The organism is Geobacter sp. OR-1 (assembly GCF_000813145.1).
In the GTDB taxonomy this organism is placed as follows: domain Bacteria; phylum Desulfobacterota; class Desulfuromonadia; order Geobacterales; family DSM-12255; genus Geoanaerobacter.
This window is the reverse complement of sequence record NZ_BAZF01000005.1, coordinates 52776-73364: the sequence shown is the minus strand read 5'-3', so window position 1 is coordinate 73364 and position 20589 is coordinate 52776. Positions and strand designations below refer to the sequence as shown.

General features: G+C 56.5%; 18 protein-coding genes. 9 read left to right on the top strand and 9 right to left on the bottom strand.

Annotation, left to right across the window (positions count from 1 at the left end):
- Nucleotides 1-7 precede the first annotated feature (7 nt).
- Both arsB and OR1_RS06760 read right to left on the bottom strand, forming a co-directional pair.
- Nucleotides 8-1060: an ACR3 family arsenite efflux transporter gene (gene arsB, locus OR1_RS06765; RefSeq protein ID WP_237754245.1), complete on the bottom strand. Its 1053-nt coding sequence runs from the start codon at nucleotides 1058-1060 to the stop codon at nucleotides 8-10.
- 86 nt (nucleotides 1061-1146) lie between these two features.
- Nucleotides 1147-1494, bottom strand: a complete 348-nt coding sequence (locus OR1_RS06760; RefSeq protein ID WP_041970872.1) for a metalloregulator ArsR/SmtB family transcription factor — start codon at nucleotides 1492-1494, stop codon at nucleotides 1147-1149.
- 130 nt (nucleotides 1495-1624) lie between these two features.
- On the opposite strand from OR1_RS06760, the gene OR1_RS21975 reads away from it, so the two are divergent.
- The 5 genes from OR1_RS21975 (at nucleotide 1625) to OR1_RS06740 (ending at nucleotide 6757) form a co-directional block, all read left to right on the top strand.
- Nucleotides 1625-1699, top strand: a complete 75-nt coding sequence (locus OR1_RS21975; protein WP_370543337.1) for a cytochrome c3 family protein — start codon at nucleotides 1625-1627, stop codon at nucleotides 1697-1699.
- Nucleotides 1700-1725: 26 nt separating this feature from the next.
- A complete protein-coding gene (locus tag OR1_RS06755) occupies nucleotides 1726-4290 on the top strand; it encodes a molybdopterin-dependent oxidoreductase (RefSeq protein ID WP_041970871.1) in 2565 nt (854 codons plus the stop codon).
- A gap of 19 nt (nucleotides 4291-4309) precedes the next feature.
- On the top strand, nucleotides 4310-5080 hold the full coding sequence (locus OR1_RS06750) for a 4Fe-4S dicluster domain-containing protein (RefSeq protein ID WP_041970870.1): 771 nt from the start codon (nucleotides 4310-4312) through the stop codon (nucleotides 5078-5080).
- 110 nt (nucleotides 5081-5190) lie between these two features.
- Nucleotides 5191-5829, top strand: coding sequence for a molecular chaperone (locus tag OR1_RS06745; RefSeq protein ID WP_041970869.1), 639 nt, complete (start codon nucleotides 5191-5193; stop codon nucleotides 5827-5829).
- Complete coding sequence (locus OR1_RS06740; protein WP_041970868.1) at nucleotides 5822-6757, top strand: ATP-binding protein; 936 nt, start codon at nucleotides 5822-5824, stop codon at nucleotides 6755-6757. Before OR1_RS06745 ends, OR1_RS06740 begins: the two co-directional genes overlap by 8 nt.
- Before the next feature lie 74 nt (nucleotides 6758-6831).
- On the opposite strand, the gene OR1_RS06735 is transcribed toward OR1_RS06740, so the two are convergent.
- The 7 genes from OR1_RS06735 to OR1_RS06705 all read right to left on the bottom strand — a co-directional run bounded on the left by OR1_RS06735 (nucleotide 6832) and on the right by OR1_RS06705 (nucleotide 16393).
- On the bottom strand, nucleotides 6832-8337 hold the full coding sequence (locus tag OR1_RS06735; RefSeq protein ID WP_041970867.1) for a B12-binding domain-containing radical SAM protein: 1506 nt from the start codon (nucleotides 8335-8337) through the stop codon (nucleotides 6832-6834).
- A gap of 45 nt (nucleotides 8338-8382) precedes the next feature.
- Nucleotides 8383-9204: a cytochrome c biogenesis protein gene (locus OR1_RS06730; protein WP_041970866.1), complete on the bottom strand. Its 822-nt coding sequence runs from the start codon at nucleotides 9202-9204 to the stop codon at nucleotides 8383-8385.
- 28 nt (nucleotides 9205-9232) lie between these two features.
- Nucleotides 9233-10546, bottom strand: coding sequence for a cytochrome c biogenesis protein ResB (locus tag OR1_RS06725; protein WP_041970865.1), 1314 nt, complete (start codon nucleotides 10544-10546; stop codon nucleotides 9233-9235).
- Nucleotides 10547-10609: 63 nt separating this feature from the next.
- Entirely contained in the window at nucleotides 10610-12151 is a 1542-nt protein-coding gene (locus OR1_RS06720) for a hypothetical protein (RefSeq protein WP_041970864.1), read from the bottom strand.
- 125 nt (nucleotides 12152-12276) lie between these two features.
- Entirely contained in the window at nucleotides 12277-15549 is a 3273-nt protein-coding gene (locus OR1_RS06715; protein WP_041970863.1) for a CxxxxCH/CxxCH domain-containing protein, read from the bottom strand.
- Nucleotides 15550-15590: 41 nt separating this feature from the next.
- Nucleotides 15591-15917: a hypothetical protein gene (locus OR1_RS06710; RefSeq protein ID WP_041970862.1), complete on the bottom strand. Its 327-nt coding sequence runs from the start codon at nucleotides 15915-15917 to the stop codon at nucleotides 15591-15593.
- A gap of 155 nt (nucleotides 15918-16072) precedes the next feature.
- A complete protein-coding gene (locus OR1_RS06705) occupies nucleotides 16073-16393 on the bottom strand; it encodes a hypothetical protein (RefSeq protein ID WP_041970861.1) in 321 nt (106 codons plus the stop codon).
- Nucleotides 16394-16839: 446 nt separating this feature from the next.
- On the opposite strand from OR1_RS06705, the gene OR1_RS06700 reads away from it, so the two are divergent.
- The 4 genes from OR1_RS06700 (at nucleotide 16840) to cheB (ending at nucleotide 20567) form a co-directional block, all read left to right on the top strand.
- Entirely contained in the window at nucleotides 16840-17358 is a 519-nt protein-coding gene (locus OR1_RS06700) for a chemotaxis protein CheW (RefSeq protein ID WP_052440305.1), read from the top strand.
- A complete protein-coding gene (locus OR1_RS06695) occupies nucleotides 17355-17771 on the top strand; it encodes a hypothetical protein (RefSeq protein ID WP_041970860.1) in 417 nt (138 codons plus the stop codon). Before OR1_RS06700 ends, OR1_RS06695 begins: the two co-directional genes overlap by 4 nt.
- A gap of 63 nt (nucleotides 17772-17834) precedes the next feature.
- A complete protein-coding gene (locus tag OR1_RS20650) occupies nucleotides 17835-19526 on the top strand; it encodes a methyl-accepting chemotaxis protein (RefSeq protein WP_052440304.1) in 1692 nt (563 codons plus the stop codon).
- A 3-nt stretch (nucleotides 19527-19529) separates the two neighbouring features.
- Nucleotides 19530-20567, top strand: a complete 1038-nt coding sequence (gene cheB, locus OR1_RS06685) for a chemotaxis-specific protein-glutamate methyltransferase CheB (protein ID WP_041970859.1) — start codon at nucleotides 19530-19532, stop codon at nucleotides 20565-20567.
- Nucleotides 20568-20589 lie beyond the last annotated feature (22 nt).

Genomic DNA, 20589 nt, shown 5'->3' with positions numbered 1-20589 from the left:
ATCTAATCTATGCCGTTTGTGCCACCTTCGCCGGAAACCAGTGCCGGGTGCGGTTGCAGATGGAGCAGACCGAGAGCATGACCGGCACCTCCACCAGGACACCGACTACACAGGCCAGGGCAGCGCCTGATTCGGGGCCGAAGATGGTGATCGCAACGGCTACCGCCAGTTCAAAGAAATTGCTGGCACCGATCAGCGCCCCCGGCGCAGCGACATTGTACGGTAGCTTGAGCCACTTCATCAGTCCGTACGCCAGTGAGGAGTTGAAATAGACCTGGATGGTGATCGGCACTGCGATCAGCAGCACGTGGAAGATCCGGCCGGTGATGTTGTCGGCCTGGAAGGCAAAGATCAGCACCAGCGTGGCCAACAGGGCACTGATCGCAACAGGATGCAACTTTGGCAGAAAAGCATTGTCGAACCATTCCGGCCCATGCGATTTGATCAGCACGTTGCGGGTTATGACCCCGGCAGCCAGCGGGATGACGATAAAGACAACCACCGATGTAAAGAGCACGCCGAACGGGACGATCAGGCTTGATGCCCCGGAGACGAGAAATTTGACGATCGGTGCGAAAAGGACCAGCATCAGCAGGTCGTTCACCGAGACCTGCACCAGGGTGTAGCCGGGATCGCCGTCGGTCAGGTAGCTCCAGACAAAGACCATGGCGGTGCATGGGGCGGCGGCCAGGATGATGGCGCCGGCAATGTACTGGTCGGCCTCACCCGGCGCGATCCAGTGACTGAAAACCATACGGAAGAAAAGCCAGGCGAAGAAGGCCATGCTGAACGGCTTGACGATCCAGTTGACGAACAGGGTGACGAACAGCCCCTTGGGATTCTTGCCCACATTGACCACCGAACCGAAATCCACCTTCAGCATCATCGGGTAGACCATGAGCCAGATCAGCACCGCGATCGGGATATTGATCTGCGATCCCTGGCCGAACTCAAGCCCCCGTAGCGATGCAACCGCCTGGGGAACCGCTTTGCCCAGCAGCACCCCCACCACCATGCAGATGGCAACCCAGACGGTCAGGTACTTGTCAAAGAAACTCATATGTCTTCCTGCCATGATAAGTTCACCTCGCCGGGATTTAATGATGGGTAATTATATCCGCTTTAGCGGATATATCAAGGGGAAAATCAGGAACAGCCCGAAGGTTTTTCTTTCAGGAAGGCGGCAAGTGCGGAACGGTCGGATGCAACCTCGGGGAGATCATAGGCATGCTGTTCGAGAATCTGGAGCAGTCCTTTGCAGATGGCACAGCTTCCCCGACTGAGCGTGTAGTGCATCCAGACTCCTTCACGGCGGGTGTCCACCCAGCAGCTGCGCTTGAGATAGGCAAGATGGCGCGATACCGTGGATTGCGGCAATTTGAGGACCGCCATCAGGTCGCACACACATAACTCACCTTCAGATTGCAGCAGTAGAACTATGCGTAAGCGAATGGGATCGGACAGGGCTTTGAATATCTGTGCATGATGTTTCATCGTTGTATGTATATAACAGTCATCATGCCAGGTCAAGTTGTCGATACTACGGCATTTCTTTGCAGAGACAGTATGCGCTTGATTTATCCGCAGACACGGATATAATTTCGGGATTCAAATAATTGAGGAGATGCAGAAAGGCAAATCCTGCGGAGCTTGTCACAATGGCAAGAATGCCTTTTCGGTAATAGGCGACTGCGCCTAGTGCCATAAAAAATAGGGAGGAACGGAATGGAAATCAAACGTCGGGATTTTCTCAAGTTGTCCGCTGCGGCGGGTGCCGCGGCAACCGTTGGGCTACCAAAGCTGAATGCGTTTGCGTCGAGTCATATGCCAAAACCCGGTGACCCCAAGGGTGAATGGATACCCTCCACCTGCCAGGGGTGCACTGCCTGGTGCCCGGTGGAATTCCTCATGCAGGAAGGGCGCATCGTCAAGGTACGCGGCAACCAGCTTTCCAAGGCCAATAACGGGTACTGCTGTCCTCGTGGCCATCTGATGATTCAGCAGACCTACGACCCTGACCGGATCAAGGTGCCGATGAAGAGGACCAACCCCCAGAAGGGGCGCGGCATCGATCCCATGTTCGTCCCCATTACCTGGGATGAGGCCCTGGACACCATTGCCGACAAGATGATGGAGCTGCGCAAGAACAACGAGCCGGAAAAGCTGATGTACATGCGCGGTCGTTACTCATCCACCGCCACCGACCTGCTCTATGGGACTCTTCCCAAAATATACGGTACCCCCAATTATTTCTCCCACAGCGCCATCTGCGCCGAGGCCGAAAAAATGGGGCCCGGCTATACCCAGGGGTTCTTCGGCTACCGCGACTATGACCTGGCAAAAACCAAGTGTCTGGTGGTCTGGGGGACCGACCCGCTCAGCTCCAACCGCCAGGTTCCTAATGCCATCAACAAGTTCGGTGATATCTTCGACCGCGGCACGATCATCGCCGTTGATCCGCGCCTGTCCGCATCGGCTGCCAAGGCGAACGAGTGGCTTCCCATCAAGCCGGGGGAAGACGGCGCCCTGGCAGCTGCTATTGCCCATGTGCTTTTAACCGAAGGATTCTGGAGCAAAGAGTTCGTCGGTGACTTCAAGGACGGAAAGAATCTCTTCAAGACAGGCGTGACGATCGACGAGGCCGCTTTTGTAGAGAAGCAGACCCACGGCATCGTTAGATACTGGAACCTGGAGCTGAAGGACAAGACTCCGGCCTGGGCTGCCAAGAAGACCCTGATCCCAGAGGAGCAGATCGTTCGCGTGGCACGAGCCATGGGAAAGGCCGGAACGAAAACCGCGGTATGGATGGGACCCGGCGTGGCCATGTCCCCCCGGGGCACCTACGCCGCCATGGCGGTCTACGCCCTCAACGGAATCCTCGGCTCAATCGAGACCGAGGGAGGCGTCATGCAGAGTTCCAGCGCCCCGGTCGAAAAATTCCCTGAAATCAAGAAAGAGTTCATCGACGAGATGGCTGAGCATCACGGCCACGGCAAGAAGATCGACGGCCGCGGCGCCAAGGACATGCCGGCCATGATGAGTGCCAAACCGGGGAGCGGCGTGGTCACCAACAACGTGGCCAACGCCCTGCTGAAGGATCCTGCCAAAATAAAGGTTTTCATCAGCACCTGGAGCAACTTCGTATTCTCAGCCACCGGCGCCCAACGGTGGGAAAAGGTGATGGCGAAAATGCCGTTCTTCGCCCACATGGTCACCAACGCCTCGGAGATGTCCCAGTATGCCGATATTGTCTTGCCGGCCACCTTTGCCCCGACGGAGAAGCTCTCGATCATCGGCAACATGGCCAACCTCCACGGCCATATCTCCATTCAGCAGCCGGTGGCCAAGCCGCTCTGGAAGGTAAAGGCCGAGGAGACCGAGGTGATGTGGCTCCTGGCCGAGAAGCTCAAGGCCAAAGGGTTTGCCAACCTGTACAACTATTACGCCTCCTTCGAGGACCCGGAGACGAAGAAAAAGCCGACCACGGCGGCCGAATTCGCCGAGATCGCAGCCAAGATCTCGTCACAGAAGGTCTGGAACGGCAAGGAGAAGATGAAGGGAGACCAGATTGCCGGCTGGGGCGAATTCAGGAAGAAGGGTATCTACAACTCCGAGACCTATAAATACAAGAAGAACTGGGGCAAGGATAACCCCGAAACCAAGAAGTTCGAGGGCAAGTTCAAGACCGAGACCAAGAAGTTCGAGTTCTACAGCGAGACCATGAAGAAGGCCCTGGGCGAACACGCCAAGAAGCACAACACCACCATCGACGACATCCTTCAGGCCAGCGGTTACGAAGCCCGAGGCGAGCTCGCTTTTGTGCCGCACTATGAGTCCCCAAAGCGTCACGGCAGCGACACGGAGTACCCGTTCACCTTTATTGACTACAAATCGCGCCTCAACCGCGAGGGACGGAGTCAGAACACAGTCTGGTACCAGGAGTTCAAGAAGGTGGATGTTGGCGACGAAAGCTGGGACGATGTCGTAAAGATCAACCCGATCGACGGCAAGAAGCTCGGCATCAAGACCGGCGATACGGTACGCCTGACGTCGACTACCGGCTCCATCGTCACCAAGGCTAAGCTGTGGGAAGGCGTCCGCCCCGGGACCATCGCCAAGTGCTACGGCCAGGGACACTGGGCCTATGGTCGTGTCGCTGCCAGGGATTATGCCAAGGCTCAACCCAGGGGCGGCAACAACAATGAGCTTCTGGTAGACGATTACGACCGCCTGAGCGGCGCCACCGCCCGGAACGGCGGCTTCACCGGTGTCAAGATCGAGAAAGTCTAGGAAAGGGGGGATATACAACATGTCAAAACAATACGGAATGGTCATCGACCTTCAGAAATGTGTCGGCTGCGGCGCCTGCGCCCTGGCCTGCAAGACCGAAAACAACACCCAGGCCCGCGTGAACGGCCAGACCTTCAACTGGGCCGATTTCATCTATACGGAAGAGGGAAAATTCCCGAATGTAAGCTATAGTACGATTCCGGTGCTCTGCAACCATTGCTCCGATGCACCGTGCGTCAAGGCGTGCCCGGTAACGCCCAAGGCGATGTACAAAACCGCCGACGGCATCACCATGCACAACGACGAGCGCTGCATCGGCTGCCGCCGCTGCCAGAAAGCCTGTCCCTACAGCGCAACGGATGTCGCGAAGGAAAAGGCCGAATATTCGGTTATCAGCGCCAATATCGGCACGGAGGCCCCGCACGCGGCTTCCCGCGACACCAGTGAAATGATCAAAGGGTGCACCGCCTCCGGCGCCGAAGTCGCCAAGCTGGCCGGTGCTGCACCGCCGTATCAGAACAAGTACAACCATCCTGATTATGAAAATATCAGGAAAAGGGGTGTGGTTGAGAAGTGCATCTTCTGTGAGCACCGCGTCAAGCAGGGCATGAAACCTAACTGCGCCGAAGCCTGCCCGGCACAGGCCCGCATCTTCGGCGATCTGAACGACTCTGCCAGCGAACCGGCCAAACTGCTGAAGAAGTTCAAGCCGATGCGGCTCAAGGAAGAGAAAAAGACCAATCCCAATGTTGCCTATATCCGTTCTTTCAAGGGAAGCAACAAAGTCTGATAAATTCTGTAGTCAGTTATAGATGCATTGTGACGGGGTGGGGCGCAGGCTCCATCCCGCTCTCTTTTCAACCACAGCCATTATTTTCAGAAGCCCGGGATCAACCAGATATGACAGACATCGAATCACTCACCACATTCCGTGAAGACGCCTACCGCCTGCTGGCGGCATGTTACTACCCGCCGACGAAGGAGCTGCTTGAGGAGAATTGTTGTGCTTTGCTGGCGGTTCTTCTTGATCAGGCTATTCCGGATGCCGCGCAGTGTGCCCGTGAAGCCGAACAGACCATGGGTGCGGATCTTGAGCCTTTGATGGTGGAACACGCCCGTCTTTTCATCGGTCCCTTTCACCTGGTTGCTCCGCCGTACGGTTCGCTCTATCTGGACGACGCCAGAACCGTCATGGGTGAATCCACCGCCAGGGTGGCCGCATTCTACCAATCCTGCGGTTTGCGGCTTGCCGATGATTTTCATGAACTGCCGGATCATATCGCTGTTGAACTTGAGTTCTTGTCTTACCTGGCTCACGAGGAGCGCGAAGCGGTTGTAATGGATAATCGCGACGAGGTCGATCGCCTGGCGGGATTGCAGCGGGAGTTCCTGGCAACGTATCTTTTGCCATGGCTGGAGCCGTTCACCCGCGCCATAATCGATGATGGAGAATCACCTTTCTACCAGGCAGTGGCCCGTTGTACCGCCGCATTTGTCAATGCGGACAACGAAGCGCTGACAGCCAAAGAACATGCCTGACAGCAGCAATCTTACCGGGAGCCGGGACGACCTGAGGATTGATCGCTCTCGCTGTCTGCGGATGCGGTTCAGCGACAGCGGCTGCCGGCGTTGTCTCGATATTTGTCCGAATGGAGCGGTCTCTCTTGACGACGGACTCTCCATCAATTCCAAACAATGCCGCGGCTGCCTTCTCTGCACCGCTGTTTGCCCCGCCGGGGCACTGGAACAGGGTAGCGATTTTTCAGCCTGCCTGGCGCAACTCTCCAGGGTCCCAGAACCCGTTTTGGGCTGTGTCCGTACGAACGAATGTTCACATGCGACAATGGCCTGCCTGGGCAGTCTTTCCGAAGAACATCTCTTTGCGCTCTGCCATGCACTGGACGGCAGGCTGACGCTCAACCTTTCACAGTGCGGGGACTGTCCGAATAGTGCCATGCTTGCAATTCTCGCACAGCGGCTGAATACCCTTTCAGCGTCAGGGTTGTCCGATGAGGGTTGTTGTATCGTCCTTGCGGAATCGGCACAGGATATCAAGTGCCGCGCCGAATCTGTAGACCGGCGGAGCTTCTTCAGATCTTTCGGCAAGGTGCTGTTGCAGAACGCAGCGGTTATACTCTCGAACACCAGGGAGCAAACCGAACAGCGCACCGATTATACGGGAAAACGGCTGCCGATGAGACGGGAACTGCTGAACCGTACCAGAAGCAGGCTCTCCCTGGAGTTGGAACTACTGGTAAGGACGCATTTCGACACCTGTGTCTCCTTTGACAACAGCAGTTGCACCGGATGCCAGGGGTGTGTTGCGATCTGCCCGACAGGCGCGCTGATGACCGGGGTTATGGATGAGAAGCCCGTTTTTGACTACCTGCTTTGCACCGGCTGCGGGCTGTGCCGGGAATTCTGCCTGGACCACGCAGTTCGGGTTACTCCAAGGGCGGGACTCTAGTCCAGCCCGTAACAGATGAAACCTGACGCTCTTCCCATTTTAAGTCAGATCTAGCAGACCCCCCTGGAAAGGCTTCACGGGATCGGTGCTACCGCATGCGGCATGGCATGGCTATGGCTCTTGACGGCATGCATCATCTGTTTGACCTCTTTCGGCATCTCTTTGCCGCTCTTCATCGCCTCTTTCATCTGGCCGGCCAGATAGGAATGGTTCATCAGCAGATCGAGTACCGACAGCATGAACTCCTGTTTCCAGGGCGAGAGTTTATGGAGGTTCTGGAACTTGTGCATGAAAAATCTTTGCGACGCCTTGCCCAGCTCCTGTTCCAGCTCTTGCAGGGTCATATTTTTCGGCTTTACCACCGGCTCCACCAGGTTGTATTTCCGGTAATCCCTGGTCGCCACATACGGCTCCAGTTCAGGGTAGAGGTCTGAATAGGGCCAGGGCGCAATGGCCAGGAAAAAGCCCATGTCCGGGTTGTAATGCTTGGCGAGTTCTACGGTCTCGGCAATCGTCTCGGGAGTGTCATCCGGCATCCCGAGTACAAAAGAGGTCTCGGAGACGATGTCGGCATTGTTGATCAGGTCGATCGCCTGCTTGGATTGCTCGACCTTGGTCTCTTTCTTGAAAAGATCGAGGGTCGCCTGTTTGCCGGCCTCGACCCCGACATAGATATGCTCGACACCGGCAAGCCGGTATCTGTCCATGATATCGGCATCGCGCAGGATATCGTCCACCCTGGTCTCCATCAGCAGTTTCACCGGCACCTGGCGTTCGGTCATCAGGCCCAGAATCCTGACCCAGCGTTCCCGGTCAAAGGTCGGGATCTCGTCGGCCAGCATGGCCACCTCAACACCATAGCGCTGGCTGAGCAGTTCCAGTTCCGCCACCACGTTCTCCGGACTGCGGGCGCGCCAGGTCTGGGCCCAGAACAGCTGCTGGGAGCAGAACGAGCATTTCTGCTGACAGCCTCGTGATGTGGAGACAATGGCCAGCCGGGCGTTGTTCTTGGCCCGGTAGCTGTAAATCGGCCACTCCACCAGGTCCCAGGCGGTCGGCAGAGCATCGAGATTCTGGATATAGGGGCGCTTTGTCGTGACCTGTACCCCACCGTTCTGCCAGAAGGCCAGCCCGGGGACCTTGGCCGGGTCATCGCCGCTATTGAGACAGGTCAGAAGCTCGGGGAGCGTTACCTCACCTTCGCCCCTGACAATGAAATCGATCTTGTCGTGATCGTGGGTGAGCATCTCGTCATAGCTGAAAGTTGCATGGACATTACCGATAACCGTGACAATGCGGGGATCGATCTCTTTGACCAGGCCGCAGAGTTTGATGGCATGCACGATCGAAGCGGTGAATGAGGTAGTGGCAACGACATCGGGCCGAAACGCCTCGATCCGCTTCTGGATATCCGGCCATTTGTGCCACAGAGACATGGCATCGTAATAATCGACTTCAAAACCGGCGGCCCGGAGCGCCCCGGCGATATAGACAAACCCCACATTCAGCCAGGTGCCGGCGGATTCAACGACACCGGAATGGTACGGCGGGGTGATGAGTGCAATGCGTTTGATCTTCATCTTTGCTCCTTTAGTTGAGTGCTGCTCGGCGCTTCACCGGAATGACTACTTGAAATACTGCGAGTGTATTGATGTGCTCAGGTGCGACATGACAAATATGGCCAGCAGCGACACCAGAAAGCAGATGATAAAAAACCAGGCTGCCCGTGCTCCCTGCAACCGGAAGAAACGCCGGAGATGCAGGTAGATGCCGAACAGCAGACAGGTGATCAGCGACCAGGTCTCCACCGGGTCCCATCCCCAGAAGCGCCCCCACGACTGGTAAGCCCAGATCGATCCGGCCAGCATGCCGATGGTCCAGAATATGAACCCGAACCCGGCGAACCGGTAGGCATAGACATCGAGGGTCGGGCAATCAGGGAGACGCTCCAGCCATGGCGAACTTTTTCGGGATTTGCGCAGATAGAACACGGAAAACGCAAACCCGATGATCAGGGTGGCCAGGGATACCTTGTACAGGCCGATATGGATAACCAGCCAGATGCTGCGGAAGGTGGTCGGCAGGGTACGGATTCCCGGGTTGTAGAACAGCGACAGCGCCAGCAGCAGGAATGTCGCGGGGAATGCCAGGATGCTTGCCTCACGAATGCGCGGGTAGAGCCTGAGAAAGACCAGAAAGCAGAACATCACCATCCAGGAGTCGGAAGAGAGCACTTCGGTAGGCGCCATGTAAGGGCCGTGGCCGACTTCGCGCCACCAGAAGGCGATAATGACGGTGTGCAGGGTGAGCCCGATCCAGGCGCCGCAGTAACTCATCAGTTCGAGCCGTTTCTTGGCAAAAATGACCCCGCTGACATTGGCAACCGTTGCCAGCACATAGATGATGACAACTCCCCATACCGCGGTGACATAGGTTGTAAGACTCATGTCCGGCTCCTTTGGTCCCGATTTCTGATCATGCGGCTGACTCCAGGATGCTGACGAGCGCTGCCCGCTCTTCGGCGTAGAATTCGGCAAACTTGGTTGACCGCCAGTAGGCGGAATAACGGTTGTCCTCTTGCGGCACGATGAACAGCTCCCGTGGCGGTGTCATATAGCTCAGCAACGCCCCCAGCATCATCAGGGCGAATCCGGCAAACACCGCCGCCATGCCGTGGACATCGACAAAGGTGAATTTGGCCCACTTGTCCACCCTGAGCAGCCGGACCTGATAATCGCCCAGCCTTGCACTCTGGTTGGCGATCAGGGTTGCCCTGGCTCTCTCCTGTTTTTCAGTCATAAGCCGCATTATGAGCTGCCGGTTCGGGCTGTTCATTGACTTATGTTCAAAGTCGGCAAAATATTTGAGCGACAGGGTGAAGGGGAGCCATGGCAGTTTGGTATCCAGGTAGCCGGCCTCCTTCAGCCCGGTCGGGTGCTCGATCAGCAGTTTTTCCAGGTGGCGGCTGCCATCCGGCGCAATGAATTCGAGGCTGAAGGCATCGCCATATTCATTGGCGTGATAAATCCGCATCCCCTGGTACCGGGCGACCGCATTGACCGCAACGCTGAGTTGCTCCTGCGAGCCGCTCCTGATAAAGGTCACCAGTGATTCGATATGTTCCGGGATATTCCGGCTATCATAAGTGATTCGCAGGTCGTCGAAGCGAAACGTTGCCGGCAGGCGCAGTTTCCCGGCCAATAGCCCCTCTTCGGTGTTGGTCCATTCGTCGGTGGGGGCCAGAGTTTCACCCTGGGCAATCATGAGCGCCCCCCGCCGCTCGGTGAGGGCAATAACCAGCGATGTTGCGATTACCACTACCATGCCGATATGGAATAGCGCAGTGCCCCAGTATCCCCAGGAGCAGCGGATAAATTTTAATGCTCTGTCTTGCCCAACCGGCTGTGGTCGGTATCCGGCCGCAGCGATCCTTCTTAACTGCTCCGGTTTGATTTCGTTAATTGTTGCCAGTTCCTGGCCGGACGTGACCACCACCTTGATTCTGTTGCGGGCCAGCCGGATTTGGTCGACAGAGGAGACGGCCAGAGAAATACCTGCCAGCGCGATTACCAACACAAACCAGAAGCTGGTATAGACTGAGTGCAACTGCAGGAGGTCAGCAAGGGGGATCAGCCCGCTATGCAGGGTCCGCCATTGGGAAATCTGGTCAGCACTGCTCTGAAACCGCTGAGGGATGATATCGGCAACAATTCCGCTAGCAATTACCGCAAGGATTTCAGCGATTACCAAGAGCCGGGAAATGATGATTTCTTTTAACTTGTTCGGCATGATCTACTCAATATTCTTTAAAATCTGGCCTGCGGTGTAAGTTGAGTCATGACAGTAACCTCGTCAGTGCTGCGGTGCCCATGCCGACGGGAGTGAGTTGACCATTTCCATGTCTCTGGTCGATTCATCACGCATCCCCATTCTTTCATAGGCCTCGGCCCTGAGGCTGTAGACCTTGGCAATCCTGGTGTAGCCAATTCCGGAAAGGATCTCCAGCGACCTGGACGCGTCGGCAGCGGCTCGCGAATAATCGCCTCTGTCAAGCCAGTACAGCCCCCGTTGATAATAGGCCCGGCCGGCCTGATGGGGGCGGGCAGTTATCGCCCGCGTCCAGAGGGTTTCGGTGTCATGCCAGCTGGTGATGAGCCTTTGGGCGACGCAGGTATAACCGGCCAACATGGCGATCATCCCGGCAATCAGGGCTGCTTTTCCCATTGTCTTTTTCTTCAGGTGCTGATAGAGGCTGGCGCTGCCGGCAGTGGCCAGAATGGTCAGACCGATCCCGGGTAGATACATGAACCGGTCGGCCATGGCCTGGCCGCCGTTCTGGGTAAAACCGAGCACCGGCAGCAGGAGCGCCACATAACAGAGCCAGGCTGTCAGCCATGACTTGTCGGTGCGCGCCCGGTAGATGCAACCGGCCGTGATCACTACGACCAGCAGGATCGGCCAGACATACTGCCAGGAGAGGAGCGGAACGCTGTTGCCGGGGTGGTCATAGAGCGCCATCAGGTCATTCGGCAGAATCATCAGCCGCAGGTATTCGATCAGCGACCGACAGGCTACATAGAGCCGTGACCAGAGGGTTATCTCGCTGAACGAGATATCGCTGACCGGCTTCAGGTAGATGGTTATCAGGGAAACGATGCCTGAACCGGCCAGGAAGGGGATCTTTTCCAGAAACAGGTCGCGGCGCGCCTGCCGTTCGGCAAACCTTCCCAGCGGAAATCGGTCGAGGATGATCATCACCACCGGCAGGGTAACGGACATTGGCTTGCACAGGAGCGACAACAGGAACAGGAACAGCGCCGTCAGGTAGGAGCGGCTGGCTAAGCGTTGGGCCAGGGATGTGGGATGCTCTGACTGTCGGCAGGCAAAACTCAGGTAGGCCATCAAAGCCGGAATGGCAAAGGCGGCGTTAAGAAGCCCCTTGCGTTCTGTTGCCCAGGCCACCGGTTCGGCTTTAAGAGGATGAAGGGCAAACAGCAGGCCGCCGACCAGGGCGCAGAATATAAGGACGTTGCTTTCAAGGCGGACATTATTGCTGCGGGATGAGATTTTCACCACCTGCACCGTAAGCAGGGCAACAAAAAAGGTGTTGAATCCATGGAGCAGAAGGCCGGTCAGATGGAAGCCAAACGGATTCATCCCCCAGATTTGATAATCGATGGCAAAGGAGAGCCAGGTAAAAGGCATCCAGAGGAGCCAATACTGATCGAGAAACGCCCAGCGGAAAAAATCTGAGTTTATCGCTGACAAATGGCTGTTCCGGGAGATCAGCTGGACGTCATCCCAGGCCACGAACTGGTTGTTTAACACCGGCAGGCAGACTATGCAGGCAATGATTGCCGTTGCCAGTGCCGCGCTCCAAACTGTTATCTTCATGCTTCAGGCTCCGGGCCGCTGCTGCTCGTGCCGGAGTAATTCGTTTTATTCATGTATCTGCCGTTGTTCCGGAAAGAAGGGCCGGGATCCGGCCCTTCTTCCGCGATGTTTGCTCCAAGGGTGTATCAGTACCAGTAACAGCTGGTTCCGTGACTGCCGCAGCCGGTTGACGGCGTGCCGCTGCAGGTGCCGGAACTGGTGGCTCGTGTCCCTGATCCCGGGCTCGGCACACTCCAGACGGTAACCTTCTGCTTCACTGCGCTGTAGGCGCTGAAGCTCTTCTTCCGGTTTGACCAGCCGTGCTTGGTGCTGCCGGTTCCCCAGGCATGGCAGGTGGTACAGGCGACGTTATGCTCGCCTCTGGCATGCTGACCCCGCCGGTCCGGGAACGACGTGGTGTTGGCAGTAGCCGGCCGGCCGATGTTGGTTCCGGTCGCTCCGGAGGCGCCATGGCACGAATAGCAGCCAGTGGTTGTATTGCCCACCGGTGCAGCCTTGGTGTGACAATTCTGGCAGTCGGGAGCTACGCCCACGGCCTGCGGATAGGGATAGGAAGCGCTCTTGGTATTGGTGTGACAGCCGGTGCACGAAGAGAAGGGGCTTGCCCCGGCAGCGCTGTTGTGAGTCGAACCATAATACGGGACGGTGTGGCCGCCGGTCGGCTTGAAGGCATCGCTGCCGTGGCTGCTCCCTACGTGGCTGTGGCAGCTGGTGCAGCGGGTCGTGGAGTTGTGGCTGTCGCCGGCGGTCTGGGTGTAGTGGCCGGTGGTGGTATGGCAGACGTTGCAGACGCCGGTGAACGGTGTGGCGCTCTTGGCGTAGTCGGTGCCGGTCGGTGTTGCCGAGAGCCGGAAAACAGTGGCAGTTGCGGTCAGGGTTGTCGGGCCGCTGGTGCTGGGGTTGGAGACCTGAGCCAGGTTCGAGCGGACCATGTAGTGGTTGGTGTTGCTGGTGCCGTGCGGGTCATGGCAATCCCAGCAGAACTGACCGCCGTTAAGGGCCGTGGTGTGTTTGGTGCCGTAGTGATCGGCTTCGATCGCCTTGGAGGTGGTCCTCTTCTTGAGGGTGCCGTTCACTGTCACACCGGCGCCGCTGGCCGAATGGCAGACGAGGCAGGGAGCGTTACGGCCATAGCTGGCGGTGGAGTAGCTCAGCAGCCGGAACGGGTTTGACGACAGTTTGTGGCCGACGGTAGAATCGTGGCAATACTCGCACTGCCTGGCCTGGACTGCGAAGTTGGCGGCCGGGTTGGCAGAGCCGGAGTAGTTGCCGAGCGGCCGACCATGGCCCTTGCTGGCCCAGGAACCGTAGCCGGTCATCTGAAATTTGGAGATTGAGCCGTTGCTCCAGAAAGTTGCGCCGAAGTCAGCAGTAGAAGCGGAGGCGCCGTTAGCGTGGCAATCCTGGCAGTTGAGGGTGGCGCCCCAGGTGGCGCTGCTGCCGGTTCCGCCATGGCAGGTGACGTTGTTACAGATGCCGCTCCCCTGGTTCCAGGTAGCGGTTGCGCCGGCATTGGCGCTGTTGAAGTAGACATTGGGCGTGCCGTTCAGGTGATAGTTGGCGGCGGTATAGTCCTTGAACCGGCCGGCAGTGGTCATGCTGGCGGTCTTCTGGTGGCAGTCGCTGCAGATGGTGGTGCTGGCAGCACCTGCCACATGCTTGGCATGGCTGTTGGCCGTGGTGGCAGGCACTGCGCCGCCGTTGGCGTAGTCAGGCGCACCCAGAGCGGAACTGCGTCCGTGGCACCCGTTGCAGCCCAGGTTCGCAGCGCCGGTCCAGGTCTTGCTGCCGGTCATGCTGATGAAGACGATGGCGCTTGGGTTGCCGTTACTATGGCAATAGATGTTGGCGCACGATTTGGTCGCCGTGCTGTAGCGGGCGCTGCCGCCTGCCTTCGCGCCCGAGTAGTCGATAAAGGAGTTCACATGGTTTGACCTGGTGCCGATGGCGGTGTTGCTGCTCACGGTCTTTGCATGGCAGGCGATGCAGTTAAAGCCGTTGCCGAGGCCGAGCGTGGCGTTGCTGGCCGGGTTGAGGTGGCTGCTATGTTTGCCGGAGAGGGTGTTGCTGGTGGCGGTGCCGTGACATCCGGAGCAATCGGCAGGAAGCGTGCTCCCCCAGGTCGGGCTGGTGTAGGTAACCGGGGATTGGCCGTTGCTGTGGCAGTAAATATTGGCGCATTGGCCATAGCTTGCGCTTGGCGCAATGGCGCCGGTAGCGCCGTTGTTGGCGCTGCGGTAGGCGGAACTGCCGGTTATCGGCCCGCTGGTTGAGGAACTGAGCCGCCACTGGACGTTGCCGTCGATATGGCCGAAGTTTACAGCCGCCCCTTTGTAGGCATTCGGGTGGCACTTGGTGCAGGAATAGGCATATCCTGTTGTCGCCGCATGCCTGGAATGGCTCCCGGTCAGCGGTGGCTGGGAGGCGGAAGCTCCATGGCAGCTGCCGCAGGCGGCCTGCGCTGAACCGCCGGTCCAGGATGGGTTGAAAGTGCCGTTGCTGCCGGTCCAGTTGGCGTGGCAGTAAACATTGCATGAGTTCCGGTAGGCGGCGCTTGTGTTGACGGTCGTCCCGGCAGCACTGGCGACGAAGCCGGTGTATGGGGCGTTGAGCGGGGCATGACCGCTGAAAGAACCGAACGAGGCGCTGCCGCTAAAACCGGGCCAGTTGGCGTTGTTGACCACAAATCCCATCTGAATGCTGTTGCTCACTGTCGGCATGGTGGTACCGCTGTGACAGGCGGCGCATTTCATCCCTTCGGTCTGCACATGTACAGCATGGGCGCCGGGACTGGCAGGGCTGGTAGCCCCGGTGGCCGGCGATGCCAGGCCGTTCAGCGCGCCGCCGCCGATATTGGCGGTTACCGGCGGATTGCCGTGGCAACCGTCGCAACCGGCCTTGAACCCGGTGCTGTGATCATGGCAGCTGACACAATCATGGCGGTTCTCGTGCGTTTTGTTCAGCGCCGTGATCTTAGTAGAGCTGTACTGGTGGTAGGCGGTGTTGTGGTGACAGACTTCGCAGATATTGGTTGAGGCGTTCTGGGCATAGGAACGCTGGTCATCGCCGAAAACACCCTGGATAGCGGCAGACGATGCGGTCATACGGAGAAATACCACATTTCTCGGCCCGGTTGGGGTAGCAACGTTCTGAGCGACCCTCTTCACATTCGAGCTACCGCGCACATGACAGGTCGAGCAGTCGAATGTTGTCCCCCAGGTGCCGTACTTGGTGCCGAGATTGGCGCTGTTGTGGATCAGCGGCCCGGCAATAATCCGGGCTGGGTTGTGCCAGCCCTGAAACATGAAGATGCTTGTCAGCAGGGTAAAGATCGGTATCAGGCGCAGCTTTGCCCGGTTATCCCTCCTCCCGACCTTTCCGGTTATGAATTTACCCATGGTGCAAACTCCTTTGCCAATATTGAAATACATAAGTTTGTTTAGAAATTGTTTCTGCGGCGTTGATGGGTGCTGCGCAGGGCGAAGATGGCCGATCTCAGACTCTTCAGGTTGCTGATATAGGTCTTGAGCGACGCTGAATCCCCGGCATAGAGTTGCCCCATCTTGTCGGCAATCTTGCCGTAAACCTCAAAAGAAACCTTGCCGGACGGATCCTGGAGAGGAGAGTATTTGATGGTCGGGTCGAAGGTTACCAATGCTGCAAGCAGGTAGGTGTCTTCGATAATTGATGTTTCCTGGTCTTTGATGGTTATCTCGGTAAATCGTTTACTCTGCGAATTCTTATTAATTGGTTCAATAGTCCCCATGATGACGTCACCTTTTCTCCTGATAAATTGATCAGGGAGCGCTGTAAGATCCGCATGCAATGGAGCACTAAAGATAAAGTCCTGCCTTGCATGCACGGATAGATGACCGGAGTTGCCGGCCGGTTGTCAGGATTGCAGCGGTATGGAAAAAGGGGTCAGGCTGGTGAGGCGCGGGAAGGGAGAGCCAGGGCAATGAATGCCAGGGGGGTGATAAGGAAGATGAATACAGGGGTGAGAATGTAGCTTGCAGGTTTTAGGAGTGATAATACGCTGGTGAAAAAGGCTAAAACCGGTAAGACGAGCTGCTTTTTCTTGGTATTGTCCAAATCGCCGGCGAAGGGGTCGGCTTGATCGATATGGAGGGTCTGGGCATTGTGGATATCCGAGATGTCCCAGAAATTCGCAATTCTGATGCCGCTGATAACCAGTATCAGCAGCAGGGGGATAAAGATTGTCCGGAGCCGTTTAACTGTCATTTTACCTGATTCAGAGCTGTTGACCGTGGGTCATAACTCCTTACTTGTTATTATTCAGCCGTTTGAGTTTCTCATTAAAGCATGAATCATGCCGCCATTGCAACGACAATTTGAACGCTGCACCGATCAACCGCACTATATTAGTCAAGAATGCGACAGCGTTGAGGTTAACAGAGAATTTTGCTTAAAGCCCGGCACATTTTCGCGGGTCACCACTATTGGTCATTTGACCGTAGTTAGCCGCGGCTAATCGCTTTCAGGCGGATTCTCTCCCTATGATTTCCCCGGGCATGAATTCAAGTGGTTTTGTCCCCGCCGCGATGGTTCCATTTTTCCCGGAAAAATTTAGTTTCTCCCAATATTCATTAATGTTTAAAGCTCTTATACCGATAATTGCTTAGAGCAGCAAATAAATGGCGTGCATATCGGTTAAGGGAGAAACAGCGATGGACGCATCTGATGAACAGCTCAAGAGCGAACAGATCCTGTGCGATATAAAAAGGCGTCATAATTCAAAAGAAGTCATTGATGTCGAAGAGCAGCGGGTCAAAGTCGTGGTCTTCATTTCGGGCGGCAACCGGTACGCATTTTACGGTTCTGATATCAGAGAGATCCTTACTTCATGCGAAATCGCCTGGGTGCCCGGTCTTCCCGAGTTTCTTCCCGGTCTCATCAATGTGCGTGGTGATATCGAGTCGGTCATCGACATTCACTATTTCCTGGGGGAGGGGAAGGCCGACCCACACAAAAGCCTGATTGCCATGGCCGTCCGGGGAGATTTTCGCTCCGGTGTCATGATCGATTCCATTGAGGACGTCGTGGATATCCCGCTGAGCGAGGTAAAGGCCCCGCTGTCAACACTCAACGGCGCTGCTCGCGATCTGGTGATCGGTGAGATTGATCATGGCGGTAAAATGGTCTCGCTGCTGGATATCGATAAACTGGCGGCCCGCGTCTCGCTATGATTGACCAGGGGGGTATTAACCTTAATCTGTTCCTCTTTTCGGTCGGAGGCGTTCATTTCGCGATCGACCCCGAACAGGCCGTTGAAATGATCCCCTATGAGGGGGAGAAGGACGACGATCTATTCTGGTTTCACGAAGAGCTGGCTTTCGGTGACGAAGCGGTTACGTATCAAGCGCCGGTGATTGTCACGATAAGGACCGGCGATCCCCGGCCATACCGGGTGATCATCGACTCGATGGAAGATATCGCGGGATTCTGCACGGATGACATTCGGCCCTTTCCGGAACTGTTGGAGCCTTTTACCCTGCGTAAAGGGCTGTGGGGGGTCGTGGTGAAAGACGGCCGGATGATCCTGCTGGTGGATTTTGTCCGCTTGTTGCGGGAACGACGGTCTGACATCGCATATTCGTAGGCAACGAGGAACATGTCAATTCCATCTGCGTAGTGAATACAGAACAGTGACGAGGGGGGCAACATGAGAATTTCGCTGCGGAAAAAGGTCCTGGGATTAACGCTTATATGCGTTTTTTCGATTGCGGCCGTCATTTCGGTCATCTCCATCAGGAATATTACCTCCCGTGGAGAGGAAAGGATTGCAGCGTATCGTGCGACACTTCTCTCCGAAAGAAAGCAACAGATCAAGGGCTATGTGGAAATGGCGGTACGGGTTGTGGAAAGGCTGCCTGCCGAAGACGCCAAAAAAGTCATCAGGAGCTTGCGTTACGGCCAGAGCGGCTATCTTTGGATCAACGATTTCAAAAACGTCATGATCCTTCATCCCGATCCCCGTCTGGAGGGTAAGGACCAGAGCGACCTCCGGGACCCCAACGGCGTCTATATCCTGCGGGAGATCACCAGGGTCTGCCGGGAAAAGGGGGAGGGCTTTCTTAACTACATGTGGAAGGTGCCCGGGCAGGAGGAAATGAAGCCGAAGATCTCTTTTGCCAAGGCCATTCCTGGCAAGGACTGGATCATTGGCACCGGTATCTATGTGGACGATGTCGAGAAAGCGGTACTCAAGGAACGCGGCACCATAAGGCAGGAGGTCTCGAACAGTATTGTCCAGTACATTGCAATATCGTTGACCGTTCTGGTTCTCATGCAGATTATGGCATTTTTCCTGGTTAACAGGTTTATTGCCGGCCCTATTGAAACCATTACTGGCCGGCTCAAAAACTTTGACAATGACCTGACCGCCTCAGTACCGGTGACCACTGCCGACGAAGTGGGAGAACTTGCCCGCTGGTTCAACGAGCATATCGGCAGGCTGCATCATATTATTGTCAAACTGTCCGGGATTACCGATAAAATCCACTCACATTCCGGTGCTATTGCGTCAACCATGGACCAGCAATCCGGGTTTGCCACTCAACTGTCCAGTTCAGTGGTGGAAATATCGTCCACCATGGAAGAGTTCTCGTCAACCGCGAGTCAGATTGCCCAGCATAGCCAGGGTGTTGTGGAGAGGGCCGACAAGACTCTGGCCGACAGCAAAAATGGCGCTGCCGAGGTCGAGAACCTGACCTTCAAGATTAACGACATCAGCCAGAACATTCAGGCAAATCTAAGCGAGATAGTCGAATTGGGTAGAAAATCGAAAGAGATCAACAAGGTTATGGAGATCATCAACAATATCGCCAACCAGACCAAGCTGATTGCCTTCAATGCTGCGCTCGAAGCGGCCAGCGCGGGAGAAGCCGGGAAACGTTTCGGCGTGGTCGCGGTCGAGATCCGGCGCCTGGCTGACAGCGTGGTTGAGTCAACCGCCGAGATCGAGGGGAAGATCACCGAGATCCTGGATTCCGTAAATCGTCTGGTGATGTCTTCGGAAAAGAGTTCCCAGCTGATTCAGGAAGGCCAGGAGTATGCCTCCCATACGGTAGTGATGCTGATAGAGAGCGTTGACGGTGTGGAAGAAACCGCCAACGCCGCCCGTCAGATATCGCTTTCCACCCAGCAGCAGCAGATTGCCAGCAGCCAGGTGGTTCTGGCGCTCAAGGACATTGAACAGGGTGTTCGTTTCTCCACTGACTCCATTTACCAGACAAACGGTGTGACCAGCGAGCTGGCCGAATTGTCGGAACAATTGCGGACATTGGTCTCGACCTTCAAGATCGGCGCTGTGACCGGCAACAATGAAACTCCCGTTGATCGGGAGAATTGTTAACTCATGGCGCAAGCGGTCGGTACAATACGGGTTCTGATTGTTGACGACAGTGCGCTGGTGCGCGATATGATCCGCACCATCCTTGAGTCGGAGCCGGGGATCGTAGTGGCAGGAGAGGCTGTTGATGGCGCCGAGGCTGTGGCCAAGGTCCCCCTGCTCAAACCGGATATCGTGACCATGGATATCGAGATGCCGGTTATGGGAGGACTGGAGGCAATTGAAAGGATCATGGCGAAGCACCCGGTGCCGATCCTGGTAGTAACCACTCTGACCGGTGTGCGCACGGCCTTTGATGCCGTATCCAAAGGGGCGCTGGACGTCATCGAAAAACCGGACATCACCCCTGAAAACGTGCAAACCTTTATCAGCAGGATCCGGCGCCTGTGCCGGGTGGATGTTCCCGCGCATCTTGCCGTCATGGGGAGACGGTCTGGTCATCCGGCAAGAAGCGGGGGACGGGCGCCTCAGCATAAGGGGAGTATCGTCGCCATTGCCGCTTCGACCGGAGGTCCGCATGCAATTCACAGTATCCTGTCGCAATTGCCGGTTACATTTCCGGTGCCTATTGTCATCACCCAGCATAATGCCGAAGGCTTTACCAAGGGGATGGCGGAGTGGCTGAACAGCGGAACCCCGCTCACGGTTACGGTGGCTCGCAATGACGACTGTCTCGTTAGCGGCAGAGTCTATATCAACCCTGCCGAACATTCGATGCGGATAACCGGGAGGGGTACGATCCTCCTTGGCGACAGGGATCTGGGGCAGATCTACAATCCATCCTGCAACACGCTGCTCACTTCGGTCGCGGCGGCATATCGGGAGAAGGGCATTGGCCTGATATTAACCGGCATGGGTAACGACGGCGTCAGCGGCATTCAGGCCATAAAGCAGGCCGGGGGCTATACTCTTGCACAAGACGAGAAAAGTTCCGTGGTTTTCGGCATGAACCGGTGCGCTGTTGAACTCGGTTGCATCGACAAGGTGTTACCGCTCGGCGATATCCCCGCTGAGCTGATGCTAAGGGTTGGCGGCAGGCAATGATATGCTCGACAGGCGCAAATCA